The 14,400-nt window shown below is 65.2% G+C and carries 14 protein-coding genes and 1 tRNA gene; 13 read left to right on the forward strand and 2 right to left on the reverse strand.

Annotated elements, in window-relative coordinates:
* Positions 1-24: 24 nt before the first annotated feature.
* The 4 genes from E4S58_RS14955 (at position 25) to E4S58_RS14970 (ending at position 4,132) form a co-directional block, all read left to right on the forward strand.
* Positions 25-1,296 (forward strand): cytochrome P450, encoded by a 1,272-nt coding sequence (locus E4S58_RS14955; RefSeq protein ID WP_136637254.1) that lies wholly within the window; start codon positions 25-27, stop codon positions 1,294-1,296.
* Between the two features lie 224 nt (positions 1,297-1,520).
* Complete coding sequence (locus E4S58_RS14960) at positions 1,521-2,531, forward strand: ABC transporter substrate-binding protein (RefSeq protein ID WP_136637255.1); 1,011 nt, start codon at positions 1,521-1,523, stop codon at positions 2,529-2,531.
* Positions 2,532-2,567: 36 nt separating this feature from the next.
* Positions 2,568-3,368, forward strand: coding sequence for an ABC transporter ATP-binding protein (locus E4S58_RS14965; protein WP_136637256.1), 801 nt, complete (start codon positions 2,568-2,570; stop codon positions 3,366-3,368).
* On the forward strand, positions 3,368-4,132 hold the full coding sequence (locus E4S58_RS14970; protein WP_136637257.1) for an ABC transporter permease: 765 nt from the start codon (positions 3,368-3,370) through the stop codon (positions 4,130-4,132). Before E4S58_RS14965 ends, E4S58_RS14970 begins: the two co-directional genes overlap by 1 nt.
* A 149-nt stretch (positions 4,133-4,281) precedes the next feature.
* On the opposite strand, the gene E4S58_RS14975 is transcribed toward E4S58_RS14970, so the two are convergent.
* Positions 4,282-4,356, reverse strand: a tRNA-Thr gene (locus tag E4S58_RS14975).
* Between the two features lie 105 nt (positions 4,357-4,461).
* Here E4S58_RS14975 and E4S58_RS17935 point away from each other — a divergent pair.
* The 9 genes from E4S58_RS17935 (at position 4,462) to E4S58_RS15015 (ending at position 13,303) form a co-directional block, all read left to right on the forward strand.
* Positions 4,462-4,614: a hypothetical protein gene (locus E4S58_RS17935; RefSeq protein WP_169052682.1), complete on the forward strand. Its 153-nt coding sequence runs from the start codon at positions 4,462-4,464 to the stop codon at positions 4,612-4,614.
* Positions 4,615-4,650: 36 nt separating this feature from the next.
* Complete coding sequence (murA, locus tag E4S58_RS14980; protein ID WP_136637258.1) at positions 4,651-5,919, forward strand: UDP-N-acetylglucosamine 1-carboxyvinyltransferase; 1,269 nt, start codon at positions 4,651-4,653, stop codon at positions 5,917-5,919.
* The gene (locus tag E4S58_RS14985) at positions 5,916-6,383 is read left to right on the forward strand and encodes a DUF2948 family protein (protein WP_136637259.1); all 468 of its coding nucleotides are present in this window, start codon (positions 5,916-5,918) and stop codon (positions 6,381-6,383) included. Before murA ends, E4S58_RS14985 begins: the two co-directional genes overlap by 4 nt.
* A gap of 428 nt (positions 6,384-6,811) precedes the next feature.
* Positions 6,812-8,368 carry an ABC transporter substrate-binding protein gene (locus tag E4S58_RS14990; protein WP_136637260.1) on the forward strand — a complete coding sequence of 519 codons (1,557 nt, stop codon included), beginning with the start codon at positions 6,812-6,814 and terminating at the stop codon, positions 8,366-8,368.
* An 84-nt stretch (positions 8,369-8,452) separates the two neighbouring features.
* Positions 8,453-9,406, forward strand: a complete 954-nt coding sequence (locus E4S58_RS14995; RefSeq protein ID WP_136637261.1) for an ABC transporter permease — start codon at positions 8,453-8,455, stop codon at positions 9,404-9,406.
* A complete protein-coding gene (locus E4S58_RS15000; RefSeq protein ID WP_136637262.1) occupies positions 9,399-10,307 on the forward strand; it encodes an ABC transporter permease in 909 nt (302 codons plus the stop codon). Before E4S58_RS14995 ends, E4S58_RS15000 begins: the two co-directional genes overlap by 8 nt.
* 11 nt (positions 10,308-10,318) lie before the next feature.
* Positions 10,319-11,305: an ABC transporter ATP-binding protein gene (locus E4S58_RS15005; RefSeq protein ID WP_136637263.1), complete on the forward strand. Its 987-nt coding sequence runs from the start codon at positions 10,319-10,321 to the stop codon at positions 11,303-11,305.
* Positions 11,302-12,282, forward strand: coding sequence for an ABC transporter ATP-binding protein (locus tag E4S58_RS15010; protein ID WP_136637264.1), 981 nt, complete (start codon positions 11,302-11,304; stop codon positions 12,280-12,282). The genes E4S58_RS15005 and E4S58_RS15010 overlap by 4 nt, the downstream gene beginning before the upstream one ends.
* 133 nt (positions 12,283-12,415) lie before the next feature.
* Positions 12,416-13,303 carry an acyl-CoA thioesterase gene (locus E4S58_RS15015; RefSeq protein WP_136637265.1) on the forward strand — a complete coding sequence of 296 codons (888 nt, stop codon included), beginning with the start codon at positions 12,416-12,418 and terminating at the stop codon, positions 13,301-13,303.
* 114 nt (positions 13,304-13,417) lie between these two features.
* On the opposite strand, the gene E4S58_RS15020 is transcribed toward E4S58_RS15015, so the two are convergent.
* Entirely contained in the window at positions 13,418-14,311 is an 894-nt protein-coding gene (locus tag E4S58_RS15020) for an alpha/beta fold hydrolase (RefSeq protein WP_136637266.1), read from the reverse strand.
* Between the last annotated feature and the right edge of the window lie 89 nt (positions 14,312-14,400).

Raw genomic sequence — 14,400 nt, forward strand, 5'->3', positions numbered from 1 at the left:
TTTGGAAGGGAGGGAGGCCTGACCATGGAAGATGCACTGAGCCACCTGTCAGAGAAACAGGCAGCCGCGCTGGCCGAACCGATGACCCAGTTCACCGCCGCACGGGCATCGCTGTTCGCCACCGGGGCCGAGCTTCCGTTCTTCGAACGCCTGCGCAACGAGGACCCTGTGCACTGGTGCGACACCGGCAATTACGAACCCCACTGGTCGATCACCCGCTATGCCGACATCGCGGCGGTGGACCTGGATCACAAGCGGTTCTCCTCGGCCGAGGCGATCACGTTGCGTACGCCGGAAGCCATTGAATTCAATCGCTACCAGTCGAACGACGGGGCCGGGTTCATCACCATGGACCAGCCCGATCATGGCCCGCAGCGCAAGGCCGTGGGACCGGTGGTGCAGCCGCCGAACCTGGCGAAACTGTCGGTGCTGCTGCGCGAACGGGCGGGCAAGCTGCTGGACAGCCTGCCGGTCGGAGAGGCCTTTGACTGGGTCGACCTGGTGAGCAAGGAATTCACCGCGATGACGCTGGCCACGCTGTTTAACTATCCATTCGAAGAGCGCCGCCAGCTGACCCACTGGTCCGACATGATCACCGGATCGCCGGGCAACGGGCCGGTCAAAAGCTGGGAGCACAAGAAGGAGGAGATGGACAATTGCTTCGCCGCCTTCGACCAGCTGTGGCGCGAGCGGGAGAGCCGTTCGGACGGCTTCGACCTGGTGTCGCTGCTGGCGCAGGGCGAAGAGACCGCCTCGATGCCGCGGCATGTCTTCTATGGCAATGTGATCCTGCTGATCGTCGGCGGAAATGACACGACACGGAACACCCTGTCGGGGTCGGTCTATGCGCTGAACCAGAACCCGGCCCAGTATGACCTGCTGCGCGGTGATCCGGGGCTGGTGCCGGGCATGGTGTCGGAAACCATCCGCTGGCAGACCCCGCTGGCCCATATGGCCCGCACCGCGAAAGAGGACGTCGAGCTGGGTGGCAAGACCATCCGCAAGGGCGACCGGGTGGCGATGTGGTATCTGTCGGGCAACCGGGACGAGCGGCATTTCGAGAACCCGAACGCCTATGATATCCAAAGGAAGAACGTGCGGTCTCATCTTTCCTTCGGCTTTGGAATCCATCGCTGTTTCGGCAACCGCGTGGCTGAAATGCAGCTGCAGATCATGTGGGAAGAGATCCTGAAACGCTTCCCCGTGATCGAGGTGCTCGAGGAGCCGAAACGAACGTTCTCGGTCTTCGTGCGGGGGTATGAAAACCTGATGGTGCGCATCCCCCACAGGCATTGATCGCGGCAGATGTCCGGCCGGCCTCCGGCGGGAGTATTTCTGGCAAGATGAAGCGGACCCTTCGCCCCCCGGCGGAGGGTTTGCTTGATTATTGGGCGGGGCGCTGATTTGCTGTGCAGGCAGGGGCCTGTCCGCTTGTCATTGTCGTGGCGGCGGGTGTCATCTGGGGAAGGTCGGCGCGCCGGGGTACCCGCCGCGCGCCGGGAGAGATTGAAGGAGACACGATGTTCACCAAACTGATTGCTGCCGCATTCGCCGCCTCTGTCGCGGTGACGGGCGCGGCCCATGCCGACACCGACATGCCCTTTGCGCTGGACTGGAAATTCGAAGGCCCGGCGGCGCCGTACTTTGCCGCAATCGACGAAGGCTTTTTCGCGGACGCAGGCCTGACGGTCGAGATTTCCGAAGGCAAAGGGTCGCTTGACGCGATCCCCAAGGTTGCGACCGGCGCCTATCCGATCGGCTTTGCCGACATCAACAGCCTGATGCGGTTCCTGGACCAGAACCCCGATGCGCCGGTGACGGCCGTGATGATGGTCTATGACAAGCCGCCGTTCGCCGTGGTGGGCCGGAAGTCCCTGGGCGTCGAGACGCCGAAGGACCTGGAAGGCAAGGTGCTGGGCGCGCCGCCGCCGGATGGTGCCTGGGCGCAGTTCCCGATCTTTGCCGCCGAGAACGACCTCGACATGTCGACCATCACGGTTGAACCCGTCGGCTTCCCGACCCGCGAGCCAATGCTGGCCGAGGGCAAGGTGGCGTCCGTGACCGGTTTCTCGTTCTCGTCCACGCTGAACCTGAAGCGCCTGGGCGTGCCGATGGAGGACCAGTCGGTCATCCTGATGGCGGACCATGGCGTCGACCTTTATGGCAACGCGATCATCGTCAACACCGACTTCGCCAAGGCCAATCCCGAGGCGGTGACCGGGTTCCTCAAGGCCGTGGCCATGGGGTGGAAGTCGGCAATCGCCGATCCGGCCAAGGCCGTGGACGCGCTGATCAAGCGCAACCCGGCGGCCGACGCGGGGCTTGAGACCGAGCGGCTTCAGATGGCGATCGATGCGAACGTGATGACCGACTATGTCGCCGAGAACGGCATGGGGGGCGTCGACGCGGACCGCATGGCCTCGGCCATCGAACAGACCAAGTCGGTCTACGAGTTCCAGTCCGAGCCCGACGCGGCCAAGTACTTTGACAGCAGCTACCTGCCGACTGACGGCAGCCTGATGCTGAAGTAAGGGCAGGGGGCCGGTCTTTGGATCGGCCCTTACCGCATGGGAAATCTTATCGAGATCAAGGGCGTCACGCACGCCTACAAGACCCCGAACGGGCCGCTGCCGGTTCTGGACGGGTTGACCATCGAGGTGCCGGAAGGCGAATTTGCCGCCGTTGTCGGGCCGTCGGGTTGTGGCAAGTCGACGTTGACGCGGTTGGTGGCGGGGCTGATGAAGCCCGACACCGGCGAGGTCTGGCTGCATGGCGAGCGGGTTAAATCCCCGCGCAAGACCGTGGGCATGGCGTTCCAGAACCCGGTGATGCTGGAATGGCGCACGATCCTGGAAAACGTCATTCTGCCGCTGGAGATCGTGGCGCCGTCGATGCCGCGCGCGGATCGCGTGGCGCGGGCGATGGAGCTGCTACAGCTGGTCGGCCTGGACGGGTTCGAGGGCAAGCGCCCGTCGGAATTGTCGGGCGGCATGCGCCAGCGGGCCTCGCTCTGCCGGGCGATCGTGCACAAGCCGGACGTTCTGATCATGGACGAACCCTTTGGCGCGCTGGATGCCTTCACCCGCGAGGACCTGTGGCAGACCATGCACGAGCTGCGGGCGAAAGAGCCCTTCACGGCCGTGCTGATTACCCACGACCTGCGCGAAAGCGTCTACCTGGGTGACCAGGTGATCGTGCTGTCGGGGCGGCCCGCGCGGACGCAGTTCGTGCTGGATGTGGACTATCCGGGTGACGGCGGGCTGCGGCAGCTGGAGGGGCTGTATACCCCCGAATGCGCCGCGATGCTGGCGACGCTGCGCGAGCAGATCCAGATCGCCCAGGGGCGACATCCGGCGGAGGCGCACTGATGCAGACCTTGCAGAAAATCGGCGTGCCGATCCTGGCCATTGCGCTGTTCGTGGCGTTCTGGGAATTCATCGTCTGGGTGAACGGCTGGCCGAACTATGTCATGGCCTCTCCGTCCGACCTGCCCGAGGCCTACGCGCGGTTCTGGAACCTGTTCCTGATCGGGTCCTGGCAGACGCTGTGGCGGACCGTGGCGGGGCTGTTGCTGGCGGTGATCTTCGGCACGCTTCTGGGCATGGTCATGGGCTTTTCGCGCATCGCGCGCGACGGGCTTTATCCGCTGCTGGTCGGTTTCAACGCGATCCCGAAGGCGACCCTGGTGCCAGTGCTGGCGCTGCTGTTCATCGGGCAGCACAATTTCAACACGGTGCTGATGGCCTTTCTGATCTCGTTCTTCCCGATCGCGGTCTCCGTGGGAATCGGCCTGTCGACGCTCGAGCCGGAATATCGCGACATCCTGCGGTCGCTTGGCGCATCCAAGGTCACGATCTTTCGCAAGATCGCGCTGCCCAAGACGCTGCCGGAGTTTTTCGGCGCGCTGAAGGTGTCGGTGACGCTGGCCTTCATCGGCACGAATCTGGTCGAAATCATCTCGCCCCACGGGCGCGGGCTGGGCGCGCTGTTCCTGTCGGGGCAGACGAATTCGAACTATCCGCTGATGTTCGCGGTCCTGATCGCGCTCGCCGTGCTGGGGATCCTTCTGTATTACGCCGTGGTGGCGCTGGAGAAGATCTTTGCCGGCTGGGCCGAGCGGCCGCAGGGCTAGGCCTCCGGCGGGAGTATTTCTGGCAAGATGAAGGGCTGGCGCGGGCTGGCCCTTTTTCATGCGCCGGGGGCAGGGAAGTCGGACAGGCGCGGTTGTCACGTGGCGGTGGCCACATACATCAACCATATAAGTCTGACAGGGGAAGGTGATGGTGCTGCTGGACAGGATTGAACTGTCGACCTCTCCCTTACCAAGGGAGTGCTCTACCACTGAGCTACAGCAGCCCTTCTGACCGGAGCTTTCCGGGCCGTGGCGGGTGATTAGAAGGTTCCGCCGGATGATGCAAGCGCAATCTGGACGGTTTTTTCAGGTTGATTTAGAGAGGGGGCATGAGTGAGAAAAACACCCCCTCGAAAGCGAAGCCCAAGGGCGGCGATGACCGGGATGCGCGGCTGAAGGCGGCGCTGAAGGCGAACCTGGCGCGGCGCAAGGCGCAGGCCAAGGCGCGCGCCGCCGGGGACGAGGGAAAGAAGGACACATGAGACGCGATATGCGTCCACGCGGCAAAGGGCAGTTCCATGGATAAGATCATCGTCACGGGCAATGGCCCGCTTAACGGCGCCATTCCGATCGCGGGGGCCAAGAACGCGTGTCTGACGCTGATGCCCGCCACGCTTCTGTCGGAAGACCCGCTGACCCTGACCAATGCGCCGCGGCTGGCCGACATCAAGACGATGACCACGCTTCTGCAATCGCTTGGCGCCGAGGTGTCATCCCTGCAGGAGGGCAAGGTGCTGGCCATGTCGTCGCATGGGATCGACAGCCAGAAGGCCGATTATGATATCGTGCGGAAAATGCGTGCCTCGATCCTGGTGCTGGGGCCGCTTCTGGCGCGGTTCGGCCATGCGGAGGTGTCGCTGCCCGGCGGCTGTTCGATCGGGGCGCGTCCGGTCGATCTGCATCTCATGGCGCTCGAGGCCATGGGGGCCGAGCTGGAGCTGAAGGACGGCTATGTGCACGCGAAGGTGTCGGGCGGGCTGAAGGGCGGTGTGGTCGATTTCCCGATCGTGTCGGTCGGCGCGACCGAGAACGCGCTGATGGCGGCGACGCTGGCCAAGGGCACGACGGTTCTGAAGAACGCCGCGCGCGAGCCCGAGATCGTCGATCTGGCGCAATGCCTGCGCAAGATGGGCGCGCAGATCGAAGGCGAGGGCACATCCCAGATCACCATCCAGGGTGTCGACCGTCTGGGCGGGGCGACGCATCCCGTGGTGACCGACCGGATCGAGCTGGGCACCTACATGCTGGCCCCCGCGATCTGCGGCGGAGAGGTCGAATGCCTGGGCGGGCGGATGGATCTTGTGGCTTCGTTCGTCGAAAAGCTGGACCAGGCCGGGGTCGATGTGACCGAGACGGCGAACGGTCTGAAGGTGAAACGCCGGGGCGACCGGGTACAGGCCGTCGACGTGACGACCGAACCTTTCCCCGGCTTCCCGACCGACCTGCAGGCCCAGATGATGGCGATGCTGTGCACCGCCCAAGGGACATCGGTGCTGGAAGAGAAGATCTTTGAGAACCGCTTCATGCATGCGCCGGAGCTGATCCGCATGGGGGCCAAGATCGACGTGCATGGCGGCACGGCCACCGTGACGGGCGTTGACCGGATGAAAGGCGCGCCGGTGATGGCGACGGATCTGCGGGCCTCGGTCAGCCTGATCCTTGCGGGTCTTGCGGCCGAAGGCGAGACGGTGGTGAACCGGGTCTATCACCTGGATCGCGGCTATGAGCGGGTCGAAGACAAGCTGATGGCCTGCGGGGCCAAGATCGAACGGGTGCGGGAAGAATGAGCGACGCAAAGTTCGAAGACGGGCGCGAGGCGCCGCTGAACCTTGGCGCCGAGGATGCCGAGGACCTGGCGGTGCTGTCTGCGCTGGCGCAGGACGCGGTGTTCGGCACGCCGGACATGAAGTGGGAAAAGGGCGCACGGCGGTTTTCCATCCTGCTCAACCGGTTTCGGTGGGAAGACGGCGGCGCCGACCGGCATGGGCCGGAACGGGTGCGGTCGGTGCTGACGCTTGAAACGGTTCAGAGCGTGGCCAGCCAGGGTGTCGACCGAAGCGATCCGGACCTGGTGCTGTCGCTGCTGTCGCTGACCTTCGAGCCGGACGAGGAAGCGCCGGGCGGGGCGGTTTTGCTGACGCTGGCCGGGGACGGGGCGATCCGCATCCGGGTCGAGGCGCCGCAGGCACGCTTGCGCGACGTGACCCGGCCCTATGGCGCGGTGTCGGGGCACAGGCCGACCCACGACTGACATCCCCGGGATTTTTGCATGGCGCGCGAAGGGAAACCTTCGCGCGTTTTCGTTTTTCGGGTGTGGTGATCTGGTGATTCCAATATTGGGTATGGCGCGGGCCTGCTGCGGCTGCATTGGTGGCATTCTGCATTGCGGCAGGGGTGAGGTGCCTTCCGCTGTGCGGAAGGTCCGGCTGGTAGATAGAATTCCACGGGCGAGGGTTTCTTTTTAAGTTATTGAAATAATATAAAAAAACTACATACCGACGATGATCCGCATTGCGCAAATTCATTCCGCTGTGTTTTTCGGTGATACCTGACGATGTCATCGAAATCCTGCCGAAATGGAGATTATTCGAAGATTGGGTATTCACAGGTCCGGTTTTCCTGCCCAATATTCCTTAACCGTCGGGAGAACGGTTGGAGGATCATCAGGGAGGACTGACCATGCGGACCATTCGTCTGCCATTCAAACTTGCCGCGACGACGGCGATGGCCATGCTGGCCGGAACGGCGGTCTTTGCCGACACGCACGCCATGGCCAAGAAGGGCGGAGAGCTGACCGTCGCCATCGAAACCGACGTGCGCGGGTTCGACACTGTGGCGGGCGGCGTGCTTGGCCAGACCGGAGAGATCGTGATGCGCACGATCCAGGAACCGCTGCTGGACTATGACGGAGAGACCAACGAGGTGAAGCCGCTGCTGGCCACCGAATGGTCGGCCAGCGAGGATCAGAAAGTCTGGACCTTCAAGCTGCGCGAGGGCGTCAAGTTTCACGACGGCAGCGATTTCGACGCGGGCGACGTGGCGGCGCATTACAACCGGATCCTCGATCCGGCCATGAAGTCGCGGTCGCGGACCTTCATCGCCTCGATCGAAAAGGTGGTGGCGGTGGATCCGCTGACGGTCGAATTCCACCTGGCGCATCCGTGGCAGGCGCTGTTGCCTTATCTTGCGACGACGTCGATGTCGGGTCCGATCCCGCCGAAAGAGGCGGTAGAGGCCGATACGCAGAACCGCAGCCCCGTGGGCACCGGCCCGTTCCGCTTTGTCGACTGGGCCTCGGGCGACCGGATCACCGTCGAACGCAACCCCGACTACTGGGCGGCGGATGAAATCAACCTCGACAAGATCACCTTCCGCATCCTGCCGGACACGCAGACCCGCTTTGCGTCGCTGCGGTCGGGTGAGGTGGACGTGATGTGGACCGATCGCGGCCCGTCGATCATTGAGGCGAAGACCGACAGCAAGCTGGTCGCGCTGGAATCCGAAGGGGCGGGGGCGGCGGTCAACCTGCTGAACGGCAAGAAGGAACCACTGTCGAACGCCAACCTGCGCAAGGCGCTGGCCCATGCCTGGAACCAGGACGCGCTGGTCAAGATCTCGTGGCAGAACACGCGGCCGGCGGTGACCCATCCGCTTGGTCCGGTGAAGGACTGCGGCGATGCGAACTATCGCGGGTTCGACGTGGCCAAGGCCAAGGAATACGTGCAGGCCTACCTTGACGAGACCGGCAAGACCGAGGTGCCGACCATCGTCATGATCCACACCACGACCCCGCGCGGGCGTGAGCTGGGCGAGATCTATCAGCAGACCGCGAAGGCCGCCGGCATTCCGCTGGAACTGCAGCCGGTCGATCAGTCGACGCTGGTGAAGCGCGTCTTCACCAACGATTTCGACATCTCGGGCTGGCGGATTGCCGATGGTGCCGACATGGGACCGCAGCTCTTTGCCTATGCGATGCCCGGGTCGTCCTACAACCTGACGGGCTTCGACAATCCCGAGCTGACCGAGATCTCGCAGAAGATGCGGGTGGCGCTGACGATGGAGGAACGGCTGGACCTGCAGTGCCAGATGGTGTCGCTGATGAACGATGACGGCGGCATCCTGTATCGCGGCGGCGGGCGGTATCACGCCTTCACCACGCCACGCGTCAAGGGCGTTCCGGCCCCCTATCGCGGGGTGGTGGACGTGACCCGCGCCTGGATCGACGAGCAGTCCTGATCGGGCAGGGATCCCGCCGGTCGGGGCACCGGCGGGACCATAACCCAGGCAGCGGGCCGCAGAGCCCGCATCGAGGGAAGCGTCATGCGATATCTACTTTACAGGCTGCGGCGTCTGGCCATCGTGCTGGGCGTCGTGACCTTCATCACCTTCCTGCTGGTGAACGTGCTGCCAGGCGATGTCGCCTATGAAATGGCGGGCATGGATTCGTCGGAGGAAGAGGTGCAGGCGATCCGCGAGGACCTTGGCCTCGATCGGCCGGTGCTGCTGCGCTATGCCGAATGGGTTGGCGGCGTCTTCGTCGGGGATTGGGGCACATCCTACATCAACCAGGAAAACGTCTGGGAGGCGATCACCGACCGCTTCCCGGTGTCGTTCGAACTGATGCTGTTGGCGCAGATCATCGCGCTGAGCCTGGCGATCCCGGCCGGCGTGGCCTCGGCCTTCCGGCCCAATGGCCGGGCGGACCGGATCATCGGGTCGCTGGCCTTTGCGTCGGTTTCGATGCCGTCGTTCATGACCGCGATCCTGCTGATCTTCATCTTTGCCCTGGGTTTCGGCTGGCTGCCCGCCACGGGGTACGAGCCGATCTCGGAAGGGCTCTGGGCCAACCTGCGGCCTATGATCCTGCCGGCGTTGAGCCTCGCGCTGGTCGAATGGACCGTGCTGATGCGGACGCTCAGGGCCGAGATGATCGCCGTGCTTCAGGAAAACTACATCGCGCTGGCCCGTGCCAAGGGGATGTCGAATATGCGCATCCTGCTGGTCCATGCGCTGCGGCCCTCGTCGTTTTCGATGATCACCCTGCTGGGGTTGCAGGTCGCGCGGCTTCTGGGCGGCACGATCATCATCGAACAGATCTTCGGAATTCCCGGGGTCGGACGCCTGCTGATCCACGCGGTCTACACCCGCGATTTCATCGTCATCCAGGGCTGCGTCACCTTCTTTGCGCTGGCCTTCGTGACCGCCAATTTCCTGGTCGACATCGCCTATGCCTGGCTTGACCCGCGCGTGCGGACCGGAGGCGCCCATGGCTGACGTGACCTCCTCCACACAACGCGATGCGACCCAGAGACCCGAGATCGACCGCAACGCCATCGCCATCGCCCTGCACCGCAGGTCGCGCCGGTTCGGGCTGTTCTTCTGGATCCCGATGGTCTGGCTGATCGTGGTCGCCGTGGCCTGCATCTTTGCGCCGTTCTGGGGCCTGCCGCCGGCGGACGAGATCGACTGGGTCTACATCCAGTCGCCGCCCGTCGAAGGCCACCCCCTGGGCACCGACAACCTGGGCCGCGACCTGCTGTCCCGGATCGTCTGGGGCGGGCGTGTGTCGCTGACCGTGGGCTTTGCCGCCCCCTTCATCGGCGTCGGGCTGGGCCTGATCCTGGGCCTGATCGCGGGCTATTACCGGGGCTGGGCGGACGAGGTCATCGGCATCCTGATCGACGCCTGGCTGGCCATTCCGGGCCTCGTGATCCTGCTTCTCTTCTCGGTCGTCTTCGGCGGATCGCTCTTCATGGTCTGCGTCTCGCTCGGGCTGTTGTTCATCCCGACGGCGGCGCGCATCACCCGGGCGGCGACGCTGAACTATGCCACCCGCGAGTTCGTGCTGGCGGCCAAGGCCATGGGGGCGTCGGATATCCGGATCCTGCGCAAGGAGGTCTTCCCGAACATCATCTGGCCGCTTATCGCCTTCGTTCTGATCGACATCCCGATCGCCATCGTGGTCGAAGGCTCGCTGTCCTTCCTCGGCCTGTCGGTCAAGGCGCCGACGCCCAGCTGGGGCGGCATCATCGCCGAGGGGCGCGAGGTTCTGTCGACCTCGCCCCACATCGCCATGGTCCCGACGGTGGTGATGTTCCTGACGGTGCTCAGCTTCAACCTGGTGGGGGATGCGATCCGCCGCCGCCTCGCGGATGTCCGCGAAGGCGCGATCTGAAAGGGGGGGCCATGGGCGATATCATCCTGGACGTGCGCAACCAGAAGACGGCCTTTGTCACCGCGCGCGGCATGGCGCAGGCGGTGGACGGGGTGTCCTTCACGCTGGAACGGGGCAGGACCCTGGGCGTGGTGGGCGAATCCGGGTCGGGCAAATCGGTGCTCTCGCGCTCGATCATGCGGCTCCTGCCGTCGAACGCCCTGGTGCCTGCCGACAGCAGGGTGATCCTGAACGGGCGTGACCTGACCCGGATGACCGAGACCGAGCTGCGCCGGTTGCGCGGGCCCGAGGTGGCGATCATCTTCCAGGACCCCATGACCTCGCTCAACCCGGTGCTGACGATCGGCCGCCAGATCACCGAGGTCCTGACCTTCCACATGGGGCTGAAGCGGCGCGCCGCGCGGGACAGGGCGATCGAGCTGCTGCGCGCCGTCGGCCTGCCGCAGCCGGACGTACGGGTGGATCAGTATCCCCATCAGCTCTCGGGCGGGATGCGGCAGCGGGTGGCGATTGCGATTGCCATCGCCTGCGAACCCGACCTGCTGATCGCGGATGAACCGACGACCGCGCTTGACGTGACGGTGCAGGCCGAAATCCTCGACCTGCTGCAACGCATGGTCCGCGACCGCAACATGGCGATGATCCTGATCACCCACGACATGGGCGTGGTCGCGGGGCGGTGCGATGACGTGGCGGTGATGTACGCGGGCCGGATCGTCGAAAAGGCGCCGGTCCGGGATCTGTTTCACCACACGCGGATGCCCTACACGGCGGCGCTTCTGGCCTCGATCCCCAAGATCACCGATCCGCCGCACCGCAAGCTGGACGCGATCGAAGGGCGCCCGCCCGACATCATCAACCCGCCGCCCGGCTGCCCCTTCGCGCCGCGCTGCCTGCGGGCGGACGCGGGCTGTGACGCCGAGAAACCGGTGCTTGCGGGCACGTCGCGCCACCAATGGGCCTGCCTGAACCCCCTGGGCGAGGAGGCCCCGGCATGACTGCGCATACCGCCGACGGCTTCCTCAGCCTTGAAAATCTGACCGTGGAATACCCGCTGCAGAGCGGGCGCAAGGTCCATGCGGTCACCGATTTCACCGCCCGTGTCCGACGTGGCGAAACCCTTGGTCTCGTGGGGGAATCCGGTTGTGGCAAGTCCTCGGCCGCGCGGGCCGTGATGCAGCTGCCGCGCCCGACCGGCGGCAAGGTCACGCTTGACGGACAGGACCTCACGGGCCTGCGGGGCAAGGCCCTGCAACAGGCGCGGCGGCGGTTCCAGATGATCTTCCAGGATCCGATCGCCTCGCTCAACCCGCGCATGACGATCCGCGATATCGTCGCCGCCCCGCTGGAAATCGCCGGGATCGGCACGAAGGCCGACCGTCATGTCCGGGTGGCCGAGATGCTGGAAATGGTCGGGATCAACGCTGATCAGGCGATGGAGCGCCGCCCGCATGAATTCTCGGGCGGGCAGTGTCAGCGCATCTCGATTGCGCGCGCGCTGATCCTGCAGCCCGACCTGCTGGTCTGTGACGAGGCCGTGTCGGCACTGGATGTCTCGGTCCAGGCGCAGGTGCTGAACCTTCTGGAACGGCTCAAGACCGAGCTTGGGCTGACCATGCTGTTCATCAGCCATGACCTGGCGGTGGTCAAACACGTCAGCGACCGCGTGGCGGTGATGTACCTCGGGCGGCTGTGCGAAGTGGCGGATGCGGAAACCATCTACCGCAATCCGGTGCATCCCTACACGCGCACCTTGCTGTCGGCGGTGCCGGAACCCGACCCGGACGCACCGCCGCGCCAGGTGGCGGTGATCCCCGGAGAGCTGCCGTCGCCGGTCAACCCGCCCTCGGGCTGTCCGTTCCGCACCCGCTGCCCCCGCGCCAGCGAGATCTGTGCGCAGCAGATGCCGGATCTGGCCCCGATCGCGCCCGGCCAGATGGTAGCCTGCCACCATCCGCATATCGACACGCCCTGACCCTTCACCTTCCCGTAAATACTCCCGCCGGAGGCCATCGCGGGCCGCGCCCGCGATCCCCCGCGCGGCAGTTCGCCCTTGCATTCCCGCCGCAGACGCGGAACCAATCCGGGCGAGACAGCAAGAGACCGACATGACCGATACCAAAGACATCCAGCACCCGACGCCAGACCAGTTGATCCAGATCCTCTCGGTCGAGAAGATCGAGGAAACCTTTTTCCGCGGCATCGCGACCCCGCAGGGCGAGGGGCGGATGTTCGGCGGGCAGGTGCTGGGGCAGGCGCTGATGTCGGCGGCCCAGACGGTCGAGGGCGAGAAGGTCAATCATTCGCTGCACGGCTATTTCATGCGTCCGGGCGATGCGACGAAGCCGGTGCTCTACCGGGTCGAACGGGACATGGACGGCCGGTCTTTCGCGACGCGGCGCGTGATCGCGATCCAGAACGGCCAGCCCATCCTGAACCTCGCGGCCTCGTTCCAGGTCCGGGAAGAGGGGTTCATCCATTCCGAAGGCATGCCCGAGGGCATTCCCATGCCCGAGGACTGCCCGACCGAGCGGGAGCTGGTGGATCAGCACACCGGGGATCCGCTGCCCGAAAGCTTCCTGCGGTTCATGCGCTGGAACCGCCCGGTCGAGATCCGGCCCTGCCAGCCTTTCCCGCCCTTCGTGAATGACGCCGTGACGGGCGAAACCTTCCGCTGGATCAAGACCAAGGCGGCGCTGCCCGATGACATGGACCTGCATCGCGGGGCGCTGGTCTATGCGTCCGACATGGGGCTGATCGGCGCGGCGCTGGCGACGCATGGGATCAACTTCCACACCACCGGCGTGCGGGTGGCCTCGCTGGACCATTCGATGTGGATCCACGCGGATTTCCGGGCGGACGACTGGCTGCTGTTCGGGATGGAGTCGCCCTGGTCGGGGGGCGGACGCGGGTTGACGCGCGGGCGGTTCTTCACGCGCGACGGGCGTCTGGTGGCGACCGTGGCGCAGGAAGGGATGACCCGGCGCAAGCTGTAAGGGGCGCGCGGTGCGTGCAAGCACGCACCCTACGGGGGCCGGTGATCATGCGTGCCGACACGCACCCTTGGGGCGCCGCCCGGTGATGCCGGGCGGGACCGGGGACGGCCTTCGTCAGACTGCGCGGTTCGCGGCGTGGTCGATGCCGTCCAGCACGTTGCCGTAGACCTCGCGCGGGAAGTTATGGCCCATGCCGGGCACTTCGAACATCACCGCCGTGGGGCAGTTGGCCACCGTGTCGCGGCCGCCGTGGATCGGCACCAGCGGGTCGTCCACGCCATGCACCACCGACACCGGCATCGTCAGGGTCTGCAGCTCGGCCCGGCGGTCGCGGGTGGCCAGGATGGCGGCATACTGGCGGGCAAAGCCCGTGGGGTGGATCGACCGGTCCAGGTCGGCTTCGGCATGGGCGCGCAGCTCTTCCACCGGGATCGGGAAGGCCGGGGATCCGATGACCAGATCGGTTTCGATCCGTGACTGGATCGCCCCTTCACGATCGACGGTCGCATCGGGGCGCGGGCGGGTCAGGGCCGCCATGGCCTCGTCCGTGGCGCGTGGCAGGTCCGGGTTGCCGGTGTTCGACATGACCGAGGTCATCGACAACACCTTGTCACCATGTTCGATTGCCATCAGCTGCACGATCATGCCGCCCATGGAGAAGCCGCAGATGTGGGCCTTGTCGATGCTGAGGTATTCCAGCAGCGCCGCCCCGTCGGCGGCCATGTCCGACAGGGTGTAGGGCACGTCCGGCGCCTTGCCTGATGCCTTGTCCGCAAGGATCTGGCGGGTGTCGGGAATGCCGTGGTCGGTGAACTTCTGGCTCAGCCCGATGTCGCGGTTGTCCATCTTGATGACGCGGTAGCCGCGGGCGTTGAGCTCACCCACGAAATCGTCGCGCCAGCGGGTGCTTTGGGTCCCCACGCCCGAGATCAGCAGGATCGGCTTGCCGTCCTCGGGGCCGATCACGTCGTACCAGATCTCAATTCCGTTCACCTGTGCGGTTGGCATGTCGCGTCTCCTCCTGTCGCGGCCCGATTTGGTCGGGGTGTCAGGACGATAGGCGCAGGGTCGCAGGGCCGGAAGGGGAAATTGGGGGT

Source organism: Pseudooceanicola onchidii (assembly GCF_004959925.1).
Lineage (GTDB): Bacteria > Pseudomonadota > Alphaproteobacteria > Rhodobacterales > Rhodobacteraceae > Pseudooceanicola > Pseudooceanicola onchidii.